General features: G+C 55.2%; 15 protein-coding genes and 1 riboswitch. Of the genes, 4 read left to right on the plus strand and 11 right to left on the minus strand.

The annotated features are described in order from the left end of the window. Nucleotides 1–21: 21 nt before the first annotated feature. From TH30_RS05625 to gpmI, 3 genes are read right to left on the minus strand one after another with little or no spacing between them, the layout of a single operon-like run. Nucleotides 22–1,323, minus strand: coding sequence for a S41 family peptidase (locus TH30_RS05625; RefSeq protein WP_114097093.1), 1,302 nt, complete (start codon nt 1,321–1,323; stop codon nt 22–24). Continuing rightward, nucleotides 1,320–2,678 (minus strand): murein hydrolase activator EnvC family protein, encoded by a 1,359-nt coding sequence (locus tag TH30_RS05630; protein ID WP_258548632.1) that lies wholly within the window; start codon nt 2,676–2,678, stop codon nt 1,320–1,322. Before TH30_RS05630 ends, TH30_RS05625 begins: the two co-directional genes overlap by 4 nt. Beyond that, nucleotides 2,659–4,251, minus strand: coding sequence for a 2,3-bisphosphoglycerate-independent phosphoglycerate mutase (gpmI, locus tag TH30_RS05635; RefSeq protein WP_114097095.1), 1,593 nt, complete (start codon nt 4,249–4,251; stop codon nt 2,659–2,661). The genes TH30_RS05630 and gpmI overlap by 20 nt, the downstream gene beginning before the upstream one ends. A gap of 287 nt (nt 4,252–4,538) precedes the next feature. Further along, a riboswitch (glycine riboswitch) is annotated at nt 4,539–4,633 on the plus strand. A 201-nt stretch (nt 4,634–4,834) separates the two neighbouring features. Between gpmI and TH30_RS05640 the strand changes: the two genes are divergently transcribed. Together TH30_RS05640 and TH30_RS05645 are read left to right on the plus strand one after the other, a co-directional pair. After that, complete coding sequence (locus TH30_RS05640) at nt 4,835–6,277, plus strand: L-serine ammonia-lyase (protein ID WP_114097096.1); 1,443 nt, start codon at nt 4,835–4,837, stop codon at nt 6,275–6,277. A gap of 163 nt (nt 6,278–6,440) precedes the next feature. Next, complete coding sequence (locus TH30_RS05645) at nt 6,441–6,980, plus strand: dihydrofolate reductase family protein (RefSeq protein ID WP_114097097.1); 540 nt, start codon at nt 6,441–6,443, stop codon at nt 6,978–6,980. 63 nt (nt 6,981–7,043) lie between these two features. Here TH30_RS05645 and TH30_RS05650 read toward each other — a convergent pair whose 3' ends face one another. Together TH30_RS05650 and fabG are read right to left on the minus strand one after the other, a co-directional pair. Continuing rightward, nucleotides 7,044–7,706 carry a YajG family lipoprotein gene (locus TH30_RS05650; RefSeq protein ID WP_181850157.1) on the minus strand — a complete coding sequence of 221 codons (663 nt, stop codon included), beginning with the start codon at nt 7,704–7,706 and terminating at the stop codon, nt 7,044–7,046. A 97-nt stretch (nt 7,707–7,803) separates the two neighbouring features. Next, nucleotides 7,804–8,583, minus strand: a complete 780-nt coding sequence (gene fabG / locus TH30_RS05655; protein ID WP_114097207.1) for a 3-oxoacyl-ACP reductase FabG — start codon at nt 8,581–8,583, stop codon at nt 7,804–7,806. A 313-nt stretch (nt 8,584–8,896) separates the two neighbouring features. Between fabG and TH30_RS05660 the strand changes: the two genes are divergently transcribed. Together TH30_RS05660 and TH30_RS05665 are read left to right on the plus strand one after the other, a co-directional pair. Further along, the gene (locus TH30_RS05660; protein ID WP_114097099.1) at nt 8,897–9,898 is read left to right on the plus strand and encodes a phosphotransferase enzyme family protein; all 1,002 of its coding nucleotides are present in this window, start codon (nt 8,897–8,899) and stop codon (nt 9,896–9,898) included. Then, nucleotides 9,895–11,229 carry an aspartate aminotransferase family protein gene (locus tag TH30_RS05665; protein WP_114097100.1) on the plus strand — a complete coding sequence of 445 codons (1,335 nt, stop codon included), beginning with the start codon at nt 9,895–9,897 and terminating at the stop codon, nt 11,227–11,229. The genes TH30_RS05660 and TH30_RS05665 overlap by 4 nt, the downstream gene beginning before the upstream one ends. An 8-nt stretch (nt 11,230–11,237) precedes the next feature. Here the strand turns inward: TH30_RS05665 and TH30_RS05670 are convergent, their stop codons facing one another. The 6 genes from TH30_RS05670 to TH30_RS05695 form a co-directional block, all read right to left on the minus strand. Next, complete coding sequence (locus TH30_RS05670; protein WP_114097101.1) at nt 11,238–12,011, minus strand: DeoR/GlpR family DNA-binding transcription regulator; 774 nt, start codon at nt 12,009–12,011, stop codon at nt 11,238–11,240. Nucleotides 12,012–12,059: 48 nt separating this feature from the next. After that, complete coding sequence (locus TH30_RS22625; RefSeq protein ID WP_114097102.1) at nt 12,060–13,841, minus strand: methyl-accepting chemotaxis protein; 1,782 nt, start codon at nt 13,839–13,841, stop codon at nt 12,060–12,062. Between the two features lie 199 nt (nt 13,842–14,040). Next, nucleotides 14,041–14,499 carry a 23S rRNA (pseudouridine(1915)-N(3))-methyltransferase RlmH gene (gene rlmH, locus TH30_RS05680; protein WP_114097103.1) on the minus strand — a complete coding sequence of 153 codons (459 nt, stop codon included), beginning with the start codon at nt 14,497–14,499 and terminating at the stop codon, nt 14,041–14,043. A gap of 90 nt (nt 14,500–14,589) precedes the next feature. Then, nucleotides 14,590–14,979, minus strand: a complete 390-nt coding sequence (gene rsfS / locus TH30_RS05685; protein WP_309471199.1) for a ribosome silencing factor — start codon at nt 14,977–14,979, stop codon at nt 14,590–14,592. Nucleotides 14,980–15,034: 55 nt separating this feature from the next. Beyond that, nucleotides 15,035–15,643: a nicotinate-nucleotide adenylyltransferase gene (locus TH30_RS05690; RefSeq protein ID WP_114097105.1), complete on the minus strand. Its 609-nt coding sequence runs from the start codon at nt 15,641–15,643 to the stop codon at nt 15,035–15,037. Beyond that, complete coding sequence (locus tag TH30_RS05695) at nt 15,640–16,926, minus strand: glutamate-5-semialdehyde dehydrogenase (protein WP_114097106.1); 1,287 nt, start codon at nt 16,924–16,926, stop codon at nt 15,640–15,642. The genes TH30_RS05690 and TH30_RS05695 overlap by 4 nt, the downstream gene beginning before the upstream one ends. Between the last annotated feature and the right edge of the window lie 233 nt (nt 16,927–17,159).

A 17,159-nucleotide genomic window follows, 5' to 3' on the forward strand; every position in this document is an offset into this window, starting at 1 on the left:
CTCACGGTGTCCGGTTGGTCCTTACCCTTGCGGGCGAGAACCAAACAGGGAAATGCCCCGGATCATGTCAAGTGCACGCGACAGCTGGTAATCGTCAATCGCAAGCTGCTCGGCCTGATCCCGGCGGGAATTTGCATCCTTTTCGGTATCGTTGGTGTGTGCATCCTCGTTGCGAAGCGCACCATTCAGTGATGCTTCGGAACGACGGGTGTCACCTTCGATGCTTTCGACACGGGCCTGTGGCACGATGATATCGGGAACGATCCCGACTTCCTGAATCGATTTGCCCGACGGGGTGTAATAGCGCGCTGTCGTCAGACGCAGTGCGACATTGCCCGGCATCGGAAGGATGGTTTGTACCGATCCCTTGCCGAAGCTGCGGGTGCCCATGATGATCGCCCGGCGGTGATCCTGAAGCGCACCGGCAACGATTTCGGATGCCGATGCAGAACCGTCATTGATCAGAACAATCATCGGAAGACCTTCGGCCAGATCGCCGGAACGGGCGTTGTAGCGTTCGGTATTCTGGGTGTCACGCGGACGGGTCGATACGATTTCGCCTTTATCAAGGAAGGCATCGGAAACCGAAATCGCCTGATCAAGAAGACCGCCCGGATTGTTGCGAAGGTCAATCACCAGACCCTTGATTTCCGGGCCGATTTGATCGCGCATGTTGGTAATGGCGCGCTGCAGGCCGCTAAAGGTCTGTTCGTTGAATTTGGTGATGCGGATGTAACCGATATCTTCCTTTACCTCGGCGCGAACCGACTGGATCTTGATCACTGCACGGGTCAGGGTGACATCAAACGGCGCCTGTTCACCCTTGCGGATGATGGTCAGGACGATGTCGGTATTGACCTTGCCGCGCATCATTTCGACCGCGTCGTTAAGCGTCAGGCCGCGAATGGCCGTGCCATCAATATGGGTGATGAAGTCGCCCGGTTGCAGGCCTGCCTTTTCCGCGGGCGTGTCATAGATCGGCGAGATGACTTTGACAAAGCCGTCTTCCATCGTGACTTCGATCCCAAGCCCGCCAAATTCGCCGCGGGTATCGACTTGCATTTCCTCGAAATTATCCATGTTCAGATAGGAGGAATGCGGATCAAGCGAGGTCAGCATGCCGTTGATGGCAGCTTCGATCAGCTGCTTGTCATCGACTTCTTCGACATATTTGGCTTTGACCTGTTCAAAGACATCGCCAAACAAATTCAGCAGGCGATACGTTTCAGCCGAGGACGTTGAAGATTGCGCCAGACTTGGGGACGCAAGGCCGAAAGTCATGCCGGTCGCGAGTGCGAGTACTGCCAATCGAGAGGTTTTCATCCACTTACCTTGCCGTTTTTCGAGGCCAGCCAGGGAAGCGGATTAATCGCTTCTCCGTCCTGGCGCATCTCCAGATACAGTTTAGGCGCCGTTTCACCCATAATACCAACAGGTTCGCCCGCCAATAGATATTGTCCTACCACACTGTCGAGCCGATCAAAACCGGCGATAAGGCTATGGTATCCTTCGCCGTGTTCGATAATCAAGAGTCGGCCGTAACCGCGGAAGGGTCCGGCAAAGACAACTTTGCCGTCAAAGGGCGAGACAACCTGCGCATTTGCACGTGTGCTGATCTCAATTCCTTTGGATCTTGTGACTGTCAATCCGTCCGGGCCACGTGATTTTTCCCCGAACAGTGTGACGACTTTGCCACTGGCGGGCATTCGTAAATGCCCGTGTGCCAGCGTAATTGAACTGCCAACAGCGAATTCCTCATCGCTGGTGCCATCTTTTTTGTCCGGTGCGCTGGGTGCGTCATCTTTTCGCGCCGGGGGTTCCGGCGGCGGGTTACGCGCAATGGTCGTTGCGCCAAGCGTGTCGGCGTCCGGTTCGGTCCGGCTGGCAAGCTGAATTTCCGGACGGGAACGCGGTTTCGGCAGGCCTTCGGCACGCTTGCGAAGCGTACTCAGCAACTCGCCAAGTGATTTGGCCTCGTCGGCAAGGGCGCTCACGGCTTTGGCGGCTTCGTGTGCTTCGGCCTCGGTCTCGGTGCGCAAGCGGCGTTTTTCACCCAGCAGGGCGGCCAGTGATGCGCGGTCCTGCTGTAATTCCTTGGTCGCTTTGGCGACATCGGCGCGACGGTCGCGGATATCTTCGCGAAGTGTGGCGATTTCAGACAATTCCTTGCGCAGGTCGCGCGCATGCTGTTCCACACCGGGAAGCGCCGCTTTGAGCAACACAGCCGAACGCAGGGTATCCTGCGGTGATGTTGGCAGGGCAATGACGGCTTCGGGCGGTGTTGTTGACAGACGCTGAAGTGCCATCAGGATGCGGGCATATTGCCCGGCCTTGTCTTCGAGACTGGTCGCGGCAACCTTTTCACGGGTTTCGAGTGTCTGAAGCTGATCTTCAAGTTCGGTCAGGGTCGATTCCAGACGCTGGGTCCGCCGGGCAACCGAAATGGCTTCGGATTGCAGGGCCTGTTCCTCGGTCCAGAGTTCGCGCGATTTACGCGACAGGAACTCTTCCTGTTTTTGCTGTTCGGAAAGCTGGCTTTCGAGTTGATCAAGCTTCTTGTCAACTTTCTGCAGCGATTGGGCAAAAGAAGGCGCTGCCCCGCCTGCTGCAAGAACCGCAAAAACGGTCAGCGCAGGCAGGGCTATCCTGTAAGCAAATTTAGCTCGCAAGAAGCGCATCATTCTGTTTCAGGCCCCTAAGCAGCGGTTTGCCAGTCATCTCGGCTGGCTGGGCGACGCCAAGCAGTTGCAGCAAGGTCGGCGCAACGTCGGCAAGACGCCCATTCTCCAATGTTACCCCTTCCGGACCGTTAACAAGAATGGTCGGAACGAGATTAAGGGTATGTGCCGTGTGCGGTTCGCCGGTTTCAGGATCGACCATGACTTCGCAATTGCCGTGATCGGCAGTCACAAAGGCGACACCACCAACCGACTTGATCGCATCAATCACTTTGCCAAGGCAGGTATCAACGGCCTCGGCCGCCTTCATGGCCGCAGACAGAATGCCGCTATGGCCGACCATGTCGGGATTGGCAAAGTTCAGGATGATCGCGTCGTATTTTTCCGACTTGATCGCAGCAACCAGTTTTTCGGTCACTTCGGGGGCCGACATTTCCGGCTGAAGGTCATAGGTCGCGACTTTTGGTGATGCGACCAGAATACGGTCTTCGCCTTCGAAGACCTGTTCTTCGCCACCGTTAAAGAAGAACGAGACATGCGGGTATTTTTCAGTTTCGGCAATACGAAGCTGCTTCAGACCGGCTTTGGAAACCACTTCGCCAAAGATGTTCGGCAGGGTCTGGGGCGGATAGATCGCATCCATGTATTTGGCATGTTCGGACGAATATTCGACCATGCCAGCCTGTACTGCGAACTTGACCGGCGTGCCACGATCAAAGCCATCGAATTCCGGAGCGCACAGGGCTGCCAGGATTTCACGGGCGCGATCGGCACGGAAGTTGGTCATCAGCAGGCCATCGCCATCCTTGATGCCATCGAAATCACCAATCACTGTCGGCAGAACGAATTCATCGGTGGTGTCTTTGGCATAGGCATTGGCAATGGCGGCTTCGGCACTTTCAGCCGTACGGCCATCGGCGTAATTTTTGCCCTGCACCATCGTGAAATAGGCCTGGCTGACGCGTTCCCAACGATTGTCGCGGTCCATGGCGTAATAGCGCCCGGTAACGGTCACGATTTCGACGTCGGCATCGCCGATCAGGGCGCGGAATTTCTCAAGGAATTTGGCAGCACTTTTCGGTGCCGTGTCGCGACCATCAAGATAGGTGTGAATTTTCACCGGCACACCAGCGCCTGCGATGATTTTTGCAAGGGCGGCCATATGGGCCTGATGGGAATGAACGCCGCCTTCGGACAGAAGACCGGCAATGTGGCAGACGCCTTTGCTGTCTTTCAGGGTCGCGATAATCTTTTTGACGGTGTCGGTATCGGCAATGGAGCCGGTTTTGACGGCTTCGTCAATTTTGGGCAGTTCCTGCATGACCACACGGCCCGCCCCAAGATTCATGTGACCGACTTCCGAATTGCCCATCTGGCCTTCGGGCAGGCCAACATCCAGACCGCACGCCTTGAGGAAACCGGTCGGGTTATTGGCATAAAGCGCATCCCAGACAGGCGTATTGGCCAAGGCAACGGCGTTGTCCTTGGTTTCTTCGCGATAACCCCAGCCGTCCAGAATGCACAGCACCACCGGGCGCGGGCGCTTTACGGAATTCGATACAGTCACGTTCATAAACCCCACTGATAGAGATAAAGGCTGAATTACCCGTAAATAATTACCAGTAAATATGGTGACTTACGGGACAGTTCGCCATCAATCCTGTTGCGCGGGCAGGGTGGGTCAACCGTTACTCGCAACAGGCACATGCGTAATTCCGGCAATTTAGCATGAATGTGGCCGCGAAACAGTACCCGTGCCGGGAATTTTTTGCAGGTGCAAAGCTGCTTTTTGACAGGGTTTGCAGACACAGATACTCTGCGTTCCAACGGTGATCCTCAGAGACGGCAGAAATGGCGTTTCGCACCACGACGGGAGAGCCCGGTCATCCGCATGACCGGCGCCGAAGGAGCAATAGCCCCATAAAACTCTCAGGCAGATGGACCGTCGCGGATAGAGGCTCTGGAGAGAGAAACCGGATGGCGTGCATGTTCATTGTGCCCGACACCCGGTTTCCACCGAAGGATGAAAACCTGTTGGCTGACATTGTTTTTGGCAGGCAGGCGCACAATCTCAGGTCAAGGGACAGAGGGGGCAAGACACCGGTTCGCAAACGGCGCGAGATTTCGCGCGTTCAAGAGCCGTGAAGGAGGCCCTTATGACCACCCATACCGCCACCGGTCCCGCTTCGGGATCGCAAGACGGATCTGTGCAAGACGTAAACCTTTCTGTTGTTGATCTTTATACCATCGGGATTGGCCCATCGAGTTCGCATACGGTTGGTCCGATGCGGGCGGGTTACCGTTTCTGCCTTGAACTTGAAGCCCGCAATCTTTTGAGCGCAACCGGCAGTGTTGTGGTCGATCTTTATGGATCTCTTGCCCTGACGGGTAAGGGACATGCGACCGATACCGCAGTGATCATGGGCCTTTCAGGGCAACGTCCGCGCAGTGTGGATCCCGATGATGTGGCCCCGACCATGGCGGCAATTGATGCCAGTTCCGAGCTGCAACTTTACGGGCAGCATCCGGTGGCCTTTAACCGCGAGACCAATCTTGTTTTCCATTTCACCGAGACCTTGCCGCAACATCCCAATGGCATGCGGATCACCGCCTTTGATCGTGACGGGGTGAAAATCCACGAACAGGAATATTTTTCAGTTGGCGGCGGATTTATTGTGTCTGGTGATGATCGCGGGGCGGAATATTCCGGTGATAACATCACATTGCCCCATCCGTTCGGATCAGCCGATGAATTGATGGCGATCTGCAAGCGCGAAGGGCGTTCGATTGCCGAAATCATGATGGCAAATGAACAAAGCTGGCGCAGCCCGGACGAGACATATGAATTTGTTGATCGCGTGCATCAGGCGATGATGGATTGTATTGATCGTGGCTGCAAAACGGACGGTATTTTGCCCGGCGGGCTGAATGTGAAACGGCGTGCATCCAAGCTTTATCACGAACTAACGGATAAACCCGAAGCAGGCCTTCGCGATCCTTTGACCGTGATTGACTGGGTCAATCTTTATGCCCTTGCCGTGAACGAGGAAAATGCCGCCGGCGGGCGCGTCGTGACGGCTCCGACCAACGGGGCAGCCGGGGTGATCCCGGCCGTTCTTCGCTATTATGAACGGTTTGGGGCCAATGCCAGTCAGGCCAAAATTCGCGAATTCCTTTTAACCGCTGCTGCAATCGGTTCGATCTACAAGAAGCGTGCCTCGATCTCGGCAGCCGAGGTCGGATGCCAGGGGGAGGTCGGTGTGGCCTGTTCGATGGCAGCGGGCGCACTTTGTGCTGTTCTGGGCGGCACACCCGAACAGGTCGAAAATGCCGCCGAGATCGGGATGGAGCATAACCTTGGCCTGACCTGCGATCCGATTGGCGGTTTGGTGCAGGTGCCCTGTATCGAACGCAATACAATGGGGGCGGTCAAGGCGATCAATGCCGCACGTCTGGCATTGCGCGGCGACGGGCAGCACACCGTGTCGCTTGATCGTGTGATCGAAACCATGCGCCAGACGGGACTCGACATGCAAAGCAAGTATAAGGAAACCAGTCAGGGCGGGCTTGCGGTTAATGTCAATGTTGTCGAATGTTGACCCCTGTTCGGAAGAATAGGGCGGAAAACAGCGGTTTCTGACAATCGGGTGGTGATGGAAACAGTGCCGGTTTCTGCTTTCTTGTCACTCCCGGTTGATAATCTGCTATGATCGGTGAACCAAAAAAAAGGGGCAAAGACCCCATCAAAGGTTGGACATAGACATGGGCAAAAAGCTGTTCCGCATATATATCGCGGTCAGTCTGGATGGCTTCATTGCGCGCACCAATGGTGCGGTTGACTGGCTGGATCAATATGATCCGGCCGAGTTTGGCTTTGATGACTTTCTGGACTCCGTTGGCACATTGATCATTGGCAGAAACACCTTTGATCAGGTCATGGAATTTGGTGACTGGCCGTACGAGGCTCGCCGCACCATCGTTCTGACATCACGCGATCTTCCCGAAGACCGCCCGGCAAATATCGAGCCCTATGGCGGCAGCATTATCGAACTTGTCGATCAGCTTCGCGACAGTCGGAATGGGGACGGGGATATCTGGGTTGTTGGCGGGGGCAGCGTGGTGACGCAGTTCCTGTTTGGCGGCTTTGCCGACCAGCTTGATATCTTTACGGTACCCGAAGTGCTCGGCGATGGCATATCGCTGTTCGGGCGCGATGCCGGTGGTATCAAACCCCGACTTCTGGCGTCAGAGCGCTATAATTCCGGCGTGGTCCGCAGCCAGTATGGGTTGCATGATATCTGAATGACAAAAACCGCGCCCAAACGGCGCGGTTTTTGGTTCACCACGTTTCGGCTTAAAGGCCGATCATTTTTCTGAAAGCGCCAAGAGCTGTTCGGTGATTTTTTCGCGAACCTGCTTTAAAGCGTTGATTGCACTTTTCTGCCAATCGCTATCGAGCGCCATTTGCATGTTCTCGTTGTACTGCTCTTTGATCCTGATAGGGCCAGACTGGGTGATATTGTCGGCAGTTAAGGTTATGTCGCTGCGATTGTGTATGGTGATTTGCCAGAAGCCGGGTTCAAACCATGACCAGAATTCCGAAATATCAACTTTGACATCGGCGGCGCTGGCGTAATTCGGATCTTCTGGTGTCAAAACACGGTATCCTGCTGCCTGGAATCCGTTTTCGACCGTTTTGGCAATGGCGTCGGCGACGGTCTTGCCTTCGGGGATCAGCACATCGCCCAAGGCCATGCCATAGGTGTTGCGTTTACGCGCATAGGCGCGGGACGTGATCGACTTGTTATCAATTTCGTCATTGGCAAGTGAGGGGATATCCGGACTGGGCGGGTCAATCTGGAATTGACGGTTGTCGTTCACTTCCAGAATTCTGACCTCGGTCCCTTCGGCGGGGTTTTCAATGGTGTCTGGTTGTTCGATTTGAACGACACTTCGTGATGTTGCGCAAGCCCCGAGGAACGCAACGCAGCCGAGCACTGCGAGAATCTTAAGGTGATGAAGTTTCATGATAAATCCCCTCTGAATACTGAAAATATCAGTATCCAAAGGGGAAAGGGGATGCAAATTTAAATTGTGTTTCCCGGGTGAGTATCTCGTTTTTTGCTTAGATCTCGCCCAGTGCATCAAGCGATTCAGGCAGGATTTGTCCGCCGTCGACGATAATGGATTGGCCGGTGATATAGGCGGCCTCGTCGGATGCAAAGAACAGGGCGGCATTGGCGATGTCCTCGACACTGCCCAGACGTTTGAGCGGGATCGAGTTCGCCATCGAGTCCAGGTAATCCTGTCCAAGATCAGCCAGACCTTCGGTCATGATATTGCCCGGCATCACGGCATTGATCGTCGTGTTATAGCGCGACAGTTCCATTGCGGCAGTCCGGATGAAACCAAGCTGACCAGCCTTGGACGCACCGTAATGCGCCCAACCGGGATAGCCGGTGACCGGACCGGTTATGGACGAGGTGATCACGACCCGGCCTTTGCCGGCTTTCTCGAAATAGGGAATGCAGGCCTTTACGCAGAGAAAGCTGCTTTTGAGGTTGGTCGACATGACCTGATCCCAGTCATCTGCACCCATTTCAATCATTTTGACCTGCGGGAAGATACCGGCATTGGCGCACAGGATATCAATCCCGCCAAAGGTCTTTGCGGTGTATTCCGCCATGCCCATGACCTGATCCCAATCTGCGACATCACACAGAAACATATCCGCTGTACCACCGGCAGCCTTGATTTCCTCAACCGTTACGACCGCATCCTTTTCGGTGCGGGCCACAACCATGACCTTTGCGCCCTGTTTTGCAAAGACGCTGGCGATGCCCTTGCCAATGCCCTTGGAGCCACCGGTAACGATGACGCTTTTTCCGGAAATTGAAGTCAGCATGAGGGATCCTTTCATGAAGTCACGGCACGCCGGTCGATGCATTTGAAAAGCGTCTGACGGGTGCGTCGTCCCTGATTGTGCGGTGCGTTATGTTTTTCAGATGATCGGGGCAATTTTTCCGTGATGCAACAAAAAATGTTGCAAGTTACACATTTTAGAGCACAATATTCACAGAAGGCCGTCTAAAACGGCTTATCCGGTGAAATGCGTGACGGATGCCTTGGGCCAATGCCGACAGTTTTCAACGGCTTTGATGGCAGTCACCCGATCAGGTTTCGAGACGGTTTCAGCTTGGGAATGAGGGAGGCCAATATTGGGCGGAATTTACAATGACGAGCTGATTGCTACCCTTAAGGCTGGTGCAATATCGGTTTTGGGCGGCTGGGGTATGGGGCCTGACAGCATCGTGTCGCTTTTGACGGTTTCGGAAAACGCCACCTTCCTTGCGACCGATCCGGATACGGGTGCCAGGATGATCTTGCGGGTACACCGGCCCGGTTATCACACCCGTTCCGAAATCGAGTCCGAACTTGCCTGGATCAATGCCTTGCGCGCGGCTGACGTGGTCGATACGCCCAAACCGCGCTTGCGCAGTGACGGATCACTGGTGGCCGGTTTTGATCAGGATGGCGTTACCCGCCATGTGGTGGCCTTTGATTTCATGAAGGGCGATGAACCATCCGCCGATGATGCCTTGATCGACGGGTTTTTCAAGTTGGGTGCGATTAGTGCCCGGTTGCATGGTCATGCCCGGAAATGGTCGCGTTCGGTGAATTTTGTGCGCAAAAGCTGGACATTTGACACCACCCTTGGCGCAACACCGCATTGGGGGGACTGGCGTGCTGCTCCGGGGCTGGACCCGGACGGGCTGGCTCGTCTGGAACAGGTTTGTCGCCATCTGGATCAGAAACTTATGGCCTTCGGGATGGGGAGTGAGCGGTTTGGACTGATCCATGCGGATTTGCGTCTTGCCAACTTGCTGGCCGATGGCGACCGGCTTGGCGTCATTGATTTTGACGATTGTGGCTTTGGCTGGTTTGGCTATGACTTTGCCGCAGCCATCAGCTTTATCGAACTGGACCCGATCATTCCGGCACTTAAGGAAGCCTGGGTGGAGGGGTATCGAACCATCGCGCCATTTTCCAAAGCAGATCACGAGATGCTCGACAGTTTCGTGATGCTGAGACGGTTGTTGCTGACGGCATGGATTGCAAGTCATCCGGAAACACCAACGGCCCAGGAAATGGGAACTGATTTCACCAGCGGAACCCTTGCGATGGCGGAAACCTATCTTGTGGCAGAGGGGATATCATGACCGAGGTGCGCCCCATCCTTGATATGAATGCCTATGACATTTCTGTCCCGGGCAGAAATGACCCGGCGCGACCTGATCTTTTAAGTCGCCGGTTGCGCAATGTCGGGGCGGCATCGGTGCTGTTTTACCGTGACCCGATTGAAATGGTATCCGCATCGGGATGCTGGATGACTGCCGCAGACGGCACCAACTATCTTGATTTCTATAACAATGTGCCCTCGGTCGGGCATTGTCATCCACAGGTGGTCAGCGCAATGGCCGACCAAGCCGCGCGCCTGAATATCAATAGTCGCTATCTGCATCAGACGGTGGAAACCTATCTGGATCGTCTCAAGGAGACGTTTCCTGATCATCTGGAAAATATCGTTCTGACATGCAGTGGCAGCGAGGCCAATGACCTTGCAATCCGGGTTGCGCAGCGTACGACCGGGGCACTGGGCATCATCGTTACCGAAAGCGCCTATCACGGGAATACTGCGGCCGTGACCGAGATATCACCATCGGCGATCAAGCGCGGCGGGCTGCCCGATCACGTGATTGCGATCCCGCCACCTGGCAAGCAGGCCTATGGCGATAATATTGCAGCCGGTTTTGCCGATGCTGTGCATTCGGCGATTGAAACGCTGAAAGAACGTGGTTGCGGTGTTGCCGCCCTTGTTGTCGACAGCATCTTTTCGAGTGACGGGGTCTTTTCAAATCCCAAGGGCTTTTTGCGACTGGCCGTGGCGGTTGTCCATCGCGCGGGCGGGGTGTTTATTGCTGATGAAGTTCAGCCCGGATTTGGCCGGACCGGTGATGCCTTTTGGGGTTTTGCGCGTCACGATGTTGTTCCCGATATCGTTAGTATGGGCAAGCCGATGGGCAATGGTTTCCCGATGGCGGGCATTGCGGTCAGGCCGGAATTGCTGGCCGCCTTTTGCGAGGATGTCGGTTATTTCAACACCTTTGCGGCAAGTCCGGTTGCCGCAGCCACAGGGCTTGCCGTGCTTGACGTCATTCGTGACGAGAACTTGCAAAACAATGCGACCGTGTGCGGCGCCTATTTGCGCGAAGGGTTGCAGCATCTGGCCGAGATTGATGGTCGCATCAGTGATATTCGCGGTGCCGGTCTTTTTCTGGGAGTTGATCTGTCGGCTAACGGGGATGCGGCACAACCAAGCGGGCAACTGGTCGGGGATGTGATCAACGCGATGCGCCGTCATCGTGTTCTGATCGGTGCAGCCGGAAAATACGGGCAGACATTGAAAATTCGTCCGCCCCTTTGCCTGAAACGATCAGAAGTCGATTTCTTTATCGAGGCACTGGGCAAGTCGCTTCGCGCCTGTGGCTAGATGAGTGTTCAGTCGGGTTGTTTGGCCTTGATCACGCAACCGGCGGCACGAATGGTTTCACCCAGTGCGCCCAACGGCTTCTGGTCACTGACCAGAACATCCACACCATTCCATTCGCAATAGCGCGCCGGGAAGGACTGATTGAATTTGGTGTGGTCGGCGACGATCATGCTGCGCGTGGCGCGTTCCATCATTACGGCGTAAACCTCGGATGCATCAATCATGGCGTCGCTTGCGCCGTCACCATCAAGGCCGCTGGCCCCAAGAATTGCCCATTCCACCCGATAGTTTTCCAGAAACCGGATGGTCTGTGCACCATGCATCGCACCTTCCTGGGCGTGATAAAGACCGGGTGCCATGATCACGCGAATGGTCGGATTGATCGCAAGCACGGTCGCGACCCCGAAGGAATGCGTGATCACGGTCAGATCATTCATGGTCACAGCCAGACGCTTGGCGACATGCACCGTGGTTGCACCGGACCCGATCATGATATGGCGGGCACCGGCCAGAACCGGCATCGCCTGACGGGCAATCAGTTCGCGTTCGGCAATGTGAAGCTTGTGTCGTTCATTCAGGCCCGGCTCGCTTGATTGCCGGCGCACCGCACCGCCATAGGTCCGGTTGATCAATCCCTGCTGGGTCAGTTCGTCAAAGTCACGACGAATGGTCTCGGTCGAGACACCAAGACGTTCTGCCAGATCAATGATCCGCAAGGACGGTTCATGATCCAGTTCGCCTAGAATGCGTTGTTGTCGCAGGGATTTTTTGTTTGCTGCCATGGCGCGATGATAGTGCCGATACCCTCATCGCGCCAGAGGCTTAATGCGTTACAATGATGACGGATTGACCGGATTGAGGCCGAATTTCCTGCAATGTGCATGATAGCTGCTGGCAAGCTCATCAGCCCCGATCAGATTGCCGGTCTCGTCCTTGTAGGTCAGATGATGAGTGATCGCCTGCCCCTGCCAAAGCTTTTCAATTTCGGTCCGTTCCGGGGTGGTGCGGAACCTGCCAATGAAGTCATTGATGGCACACAGCAGGGTATAGGATGCCGGATCGGAGGCGACAGCGGCGGTGTAATAGTATGGCAGTGGCAGGATACTGCCTGGCAGGACCTCAATCCGGCCGTGCCAGGGACTTTCGGGATTGTTTGCGGCCCAGTGAAAGATCGGCTGATCAACGGCAAAGGCATCAACGGCCCCGTCGGCCAGTGCATCATGCAGGCGCGTCTGGTCGCTATAGGCGATCAGGTTGGAAAGTTTGGCAATACCACCGGGCTTGTTTTCATTGCCTGCCCAGCGAAGCCCCTGTTCTTCAAGTACCATGAAGGCGACCGGGTCGTTGATGATGCCAAGTACCTTGCCATTGAGATCGGAAAGCCGGTTAATACCGGTATTTCCCGCCCGGCGACACAGGGCGAAATTCAGATATGTATAGGTATCTGAATAGGCGACTCCCTTATAAAACTCGCTTGGGGGAAGGGCGCTCCAGACCACATCGGCGGCCGGGGTTCCGGGTTTGCTGCCAACAAACAGAAGTTCGGTCAGCAAGTCCCACGGATGTTCAACGAATTCGCACTCAACGCCCAGCCATTTCGCCAGTGCGCGTGCATAATCGGCATCAAGACCGCGCAGCGGGTCACCCGGTTTCAGGCGGAAAGACAGACCGACAAAGGCCGGTTCAATGGCGATCCGGATTTTGCCACGTGCCTTGATGTCGGCCAGCCGATCATAGGTCGGGTCATCATGAAGATGATTGGTCTTAAGGAAGCTCGCGAGTTTCTGTTGAGCCGAGCCCGTGTCTGTAAGGCTTCCGGCAAGGTTTCTGGTATCCGTGCGGGCCCATGTGACCTTGTTGCGGGTTCGCGCGGACGCATCCTTGCTTCCCGCAAGCAGTTCAAATACCACCTGATTATGTTCGGAGATGTCAGCCAGACGATCCGACATATTGGCAAAGCGTTCCTGCAAGGTGGCAAGGGATGCCTCGATCTCGTTGCCCAGACTGTCAAGGTCGCTACCGATATTGGCCATGCTTTGGCGTAAGGCACAGGTCACATCGGACAGGTCGATCAGATCGACGGCCTCGTTGGTGCGTTGCATGGTACTTTGCGCCAGATTGCCGACTTCCTTGGCGACAACTGCAAAGCCGCGACCATGGTCACCGGCACGCGCCGCCTCAATCGCGGCATTAAGAGCCAGAAGCTTGATACCCTTGCCGATATCTTCAATTGCACCCAGAACCTTGTTGGCACCTTCGGCCTTGGTTTCAAGTTCCGCGCTGATGCGTTCAAGGTCGCTTCTGATGGCCTCGGTCTTGCAGGCAACGGTAGAGCGCGTGGTGTTCTGAATATCCCGGGCGACGTCGGTACTATTGGCAATTTCGCGACGGGTTTCATCAAGACCGGCGCGCAGATTGTTAGACCGGACATCGATCTCGCGCATCAGGCTGTCCTGACTTTCGCCAGCCGTGTTGGCAAATTCCAGAAGGTGCTGGATGTAATCGAGTGCGGTTGAAATACCGCGCATCAGATCTTTGATCTGTGCTTTGGCCACAACGCTACTGTTTGCGTCATCGGCGACATGATGTGCCGAAAGGACGGTCTGTTCCATTTTTTAAAGCCTCGCCACTACCCAAGAGTATTTTTGATTTTGGGAATGTTTTTTTCTTATGGGGAAAGATTAGCGAGTGTGGCGTTATGTTGCAAGGCAACATACACGAAAAACGAGAGAAGTTGTTTCTTCACTCGGTCATCAGTTGCTGTCATTGAATTTTGGAAGGTCTGGTCACGAACAGGGAAGCGTAAAGACCTTATTCGCGGTGGTAGGGATGATTGGTCTGGATGGCGTGGGCCCGAAACAGCTGTTCGGCGATCAATGCGCGGACCAGCATATGGGGCCATGTTGCCTTGCCAAGCGACCAAAGCGTGTTGGCGCGGGATTTCAGTGCCGCGCCATGGCCGTCTGCCCCGCCAATGGCAAAGGCGATATTTCCGGCATACTGATCCATCCAGCCTTCAAGTTTTTGCGAAAACTCGATGGAGCCATATTCCTTGCCATGTTCGTCAAGCGCGATCAGGAAGGCGTTGTCGGGAATGACGCCAAGCAGCAATTCTGCTTCGCGGTCTTTAAGCTGATTGGGCGGTAGCTTTTTCTTTTCCTCGACTTCGCGCACGACAAATGGCCAGCGCAGTCGGGCAGCATAATGGTCAAACAGATCTTTTTCGGGCCCGGCTTTGATCCGGCCCACGGCTGCAAGGGTGATTTGCATGGTTATGATCCTGGCCGTTATGCTGCAATCGGTCAGATATGCGCCCGAATGAAACGATATCAGTCGGGCGCAGCCGGGCTGCGCGGACTGTTAGTACAGTCGCGCTGCCTGCTGTTTCAGTGCCGGGTTTTCAACGCCCCACATCTCTTCGATGTTGTAGAAGGCGCGGACTTCCGGACGGAACAGATGGACAATGACGTCGCCGGTATCAACCAGAACCCAGTCACCCTGTTCCTTGCCTTCTGCCGCTGCACGGCCCTGACCGGCATCCTTGATTGCCTCGACAATATGTTCTGCCATGGAAGCCACGCGACGCGAGGACGAGCCAGTTGCAATGATCATATGATCGGCAAGAGAGGTTTTATCGGTCAGATCAATGATGACAAGGTCTTCGGCCTTGTCGTCTTCGAGGGTACTCTTGATCAGTGCAAGCATTTCGCCAGACTGAAGAGTTTGTTTTGCGGTACCTATGGTCGCCACCTTAATGTTCCACGTGCTGGACCGGTTTGAACCGAATGCCCAGATCACCGTTTGCTTACACCTGCCATCTGCCTTCGGCGCGGATTGCGGTCGAAGAAGCCGGATGGCGCTTGATTGGCAGGTATACCCAGGCCGGAACATCCAGATCGGCCAGCAAACCCGCCCTGTCCATGGGAATACGCCAGCGTTCCATACGGCGCGCAGCGGTCCCGGACAATGCCTTGTTAGAATACCCCTCACGGTCGATAACCGCAATGGGAGCACGTAAAATCAACCTTTCCCACCATTTCCATTTATGGAACTGGGCCAGGTTGTCTGCTCCCATCAGCCAAACGAACCGTGTTTGGGTAAAACGACGCTGCAAGGCTGCAAGAGTGTCGGCCGTATAGCGGGTTCCGAGCTCGGTTTCAATTGCAGAAACAACAATGCGGGGATGCTTTGCCATCATCAGTGCAGAATCAAAGCGATCTGCAAGATCGGCCATACCGGTTGTCGGCTTTAACGGGTTCTGCGGTGACACCAGCCACCAAACCGCGTCCAACTGCAGGCGTTTCAAGGCTTCCAGCGAGATATGCAGGTGCCCTTCATGGGCGGGATTAAACGACCCGCCCAGCAATCCGACGCGTTTTGGTGCCACATGCGATCTTGGCGCAGGTACGGTCATGGACGGGTCTGACCCTGACCGCGAACGATGTATTTATAGCTGGTCAGCTGTTCGACTCCGACCGGACCGCGCGCATGAAGCTTCCCGGTCGAAATGCCGATCTCCGCACCCATGCCAAATTCACCGCCATCGGCAAACTGGGTCGAGGCATTGACAATCACGATCCCCGAATCAACCCCGTTGAGGAAGGTCGTCGTTGCGGCGGCATTTTCGGCAATGATCGCATCGGTATGGTGCGAGCCATAGGTGTTGATGTGATTAACGGCCTCTTCAACGCCCGAAACAACCTTGATCGACACAATTGCATCAAGATATTCAGTGACCCAGTCTTCAGACGTTGCAGCTTTGATCCGCCCATCAACCGCCTGTGCTGTTTCATCTCCACGCAGTTCACAGCCCTTGGCGACCAGTGCCTCGGCAATACGCGGCAACAGGCGTCCGGCAACCGAACTGTCAATCAGGATGGTTTCGGTGGCACCGCAAATCCCGACGCGACGCATCTTGGCATTGACGACAATGTCGACAGCCTTTTGCGGATCAGCGCTGGCATGAACATATGTGTGGCAAAGGCCTTCCAGATGCTTGAACAGCGGAATGCGGCTTTCATCGGTGATGCGCGCAATCAGTGACTTCCCGCCGCGCGGAACAATCACATCAATATAATCGGACAGTTTCAGCATTTCACCGACGGCTGCGCGATCAGTGATAGGGATCATCTGAATGGCATGTTCAGGCAGGCCAGCCTCAATGATACCTGCAACCATGCAGTCAAAGATTGCGCGTGAGGAATGGAAGCTTTCCGACCCGCCACGCAGGATCGCAGCATTGCCCGATTTGATGCACATCGCGCTGGCATCGGCGGTAACGTTCGGGCGGCTTTCATAAATGATGCCGATCACGCCAAGCGGTACGGAAACGCGGGCAATATCAAGCCCGTTATGTTCGGGGCTCCAGCGTGCCAGTTCGCGACCAACAGGATCGGGAAGGTCTGCGACTGCTTCGACACCCGATGCAATACCCTCAATGCGACCTGCATCAAGGGCAAGACGGTCCAGAAGGGCGGCGGTCAGGCCCTTTGCACGGCCTGCTTCCATATCCTTGGCATTGGCAGCAAGGATGGCTTCGGCGTTTTCGCGCAGTTTCGCAGCCGCCGCTTTGAGGGCAGCGACTTTTGGTTCGGCCGGGACCTGTGCAAGTTCGAGTGCAGCTTTGCGGGCATTCATACCCATTTCGCGCATAAGTGCAGCGATGTCCTGGCTTTCGATACTGGCAAGCGCCGTCATGGTCCTGATTCCGTTCCTAGAAAATGATTTGAACACACATGTCTCAAACCCGTCGTTTTGAGATTTTATCAACAAATTGACAAAATAGACATCAAACCCGCGCTCTGCAATGACCTTAAGTCGATAAACAATCGACGATGCTTGCCAAACGCGGCTTCCCGGTCCATCTGTTGATGACAGAAGGAAAAGATATACCGCGCGCATCCCGCAATGCCGTTCGGTACCTGTTTGGG

The sequence above is a fragment of the Thalassospira profundimaris genome, assembly GCF_003326795.1.
Taxonomy (GTDB): Bacteria; Pseudomonadota; Alphaproteobacteria; order Rhodospirillales; family Thalassospiraceae; genus Thalassospira; species Thalassospira profundimaris_C.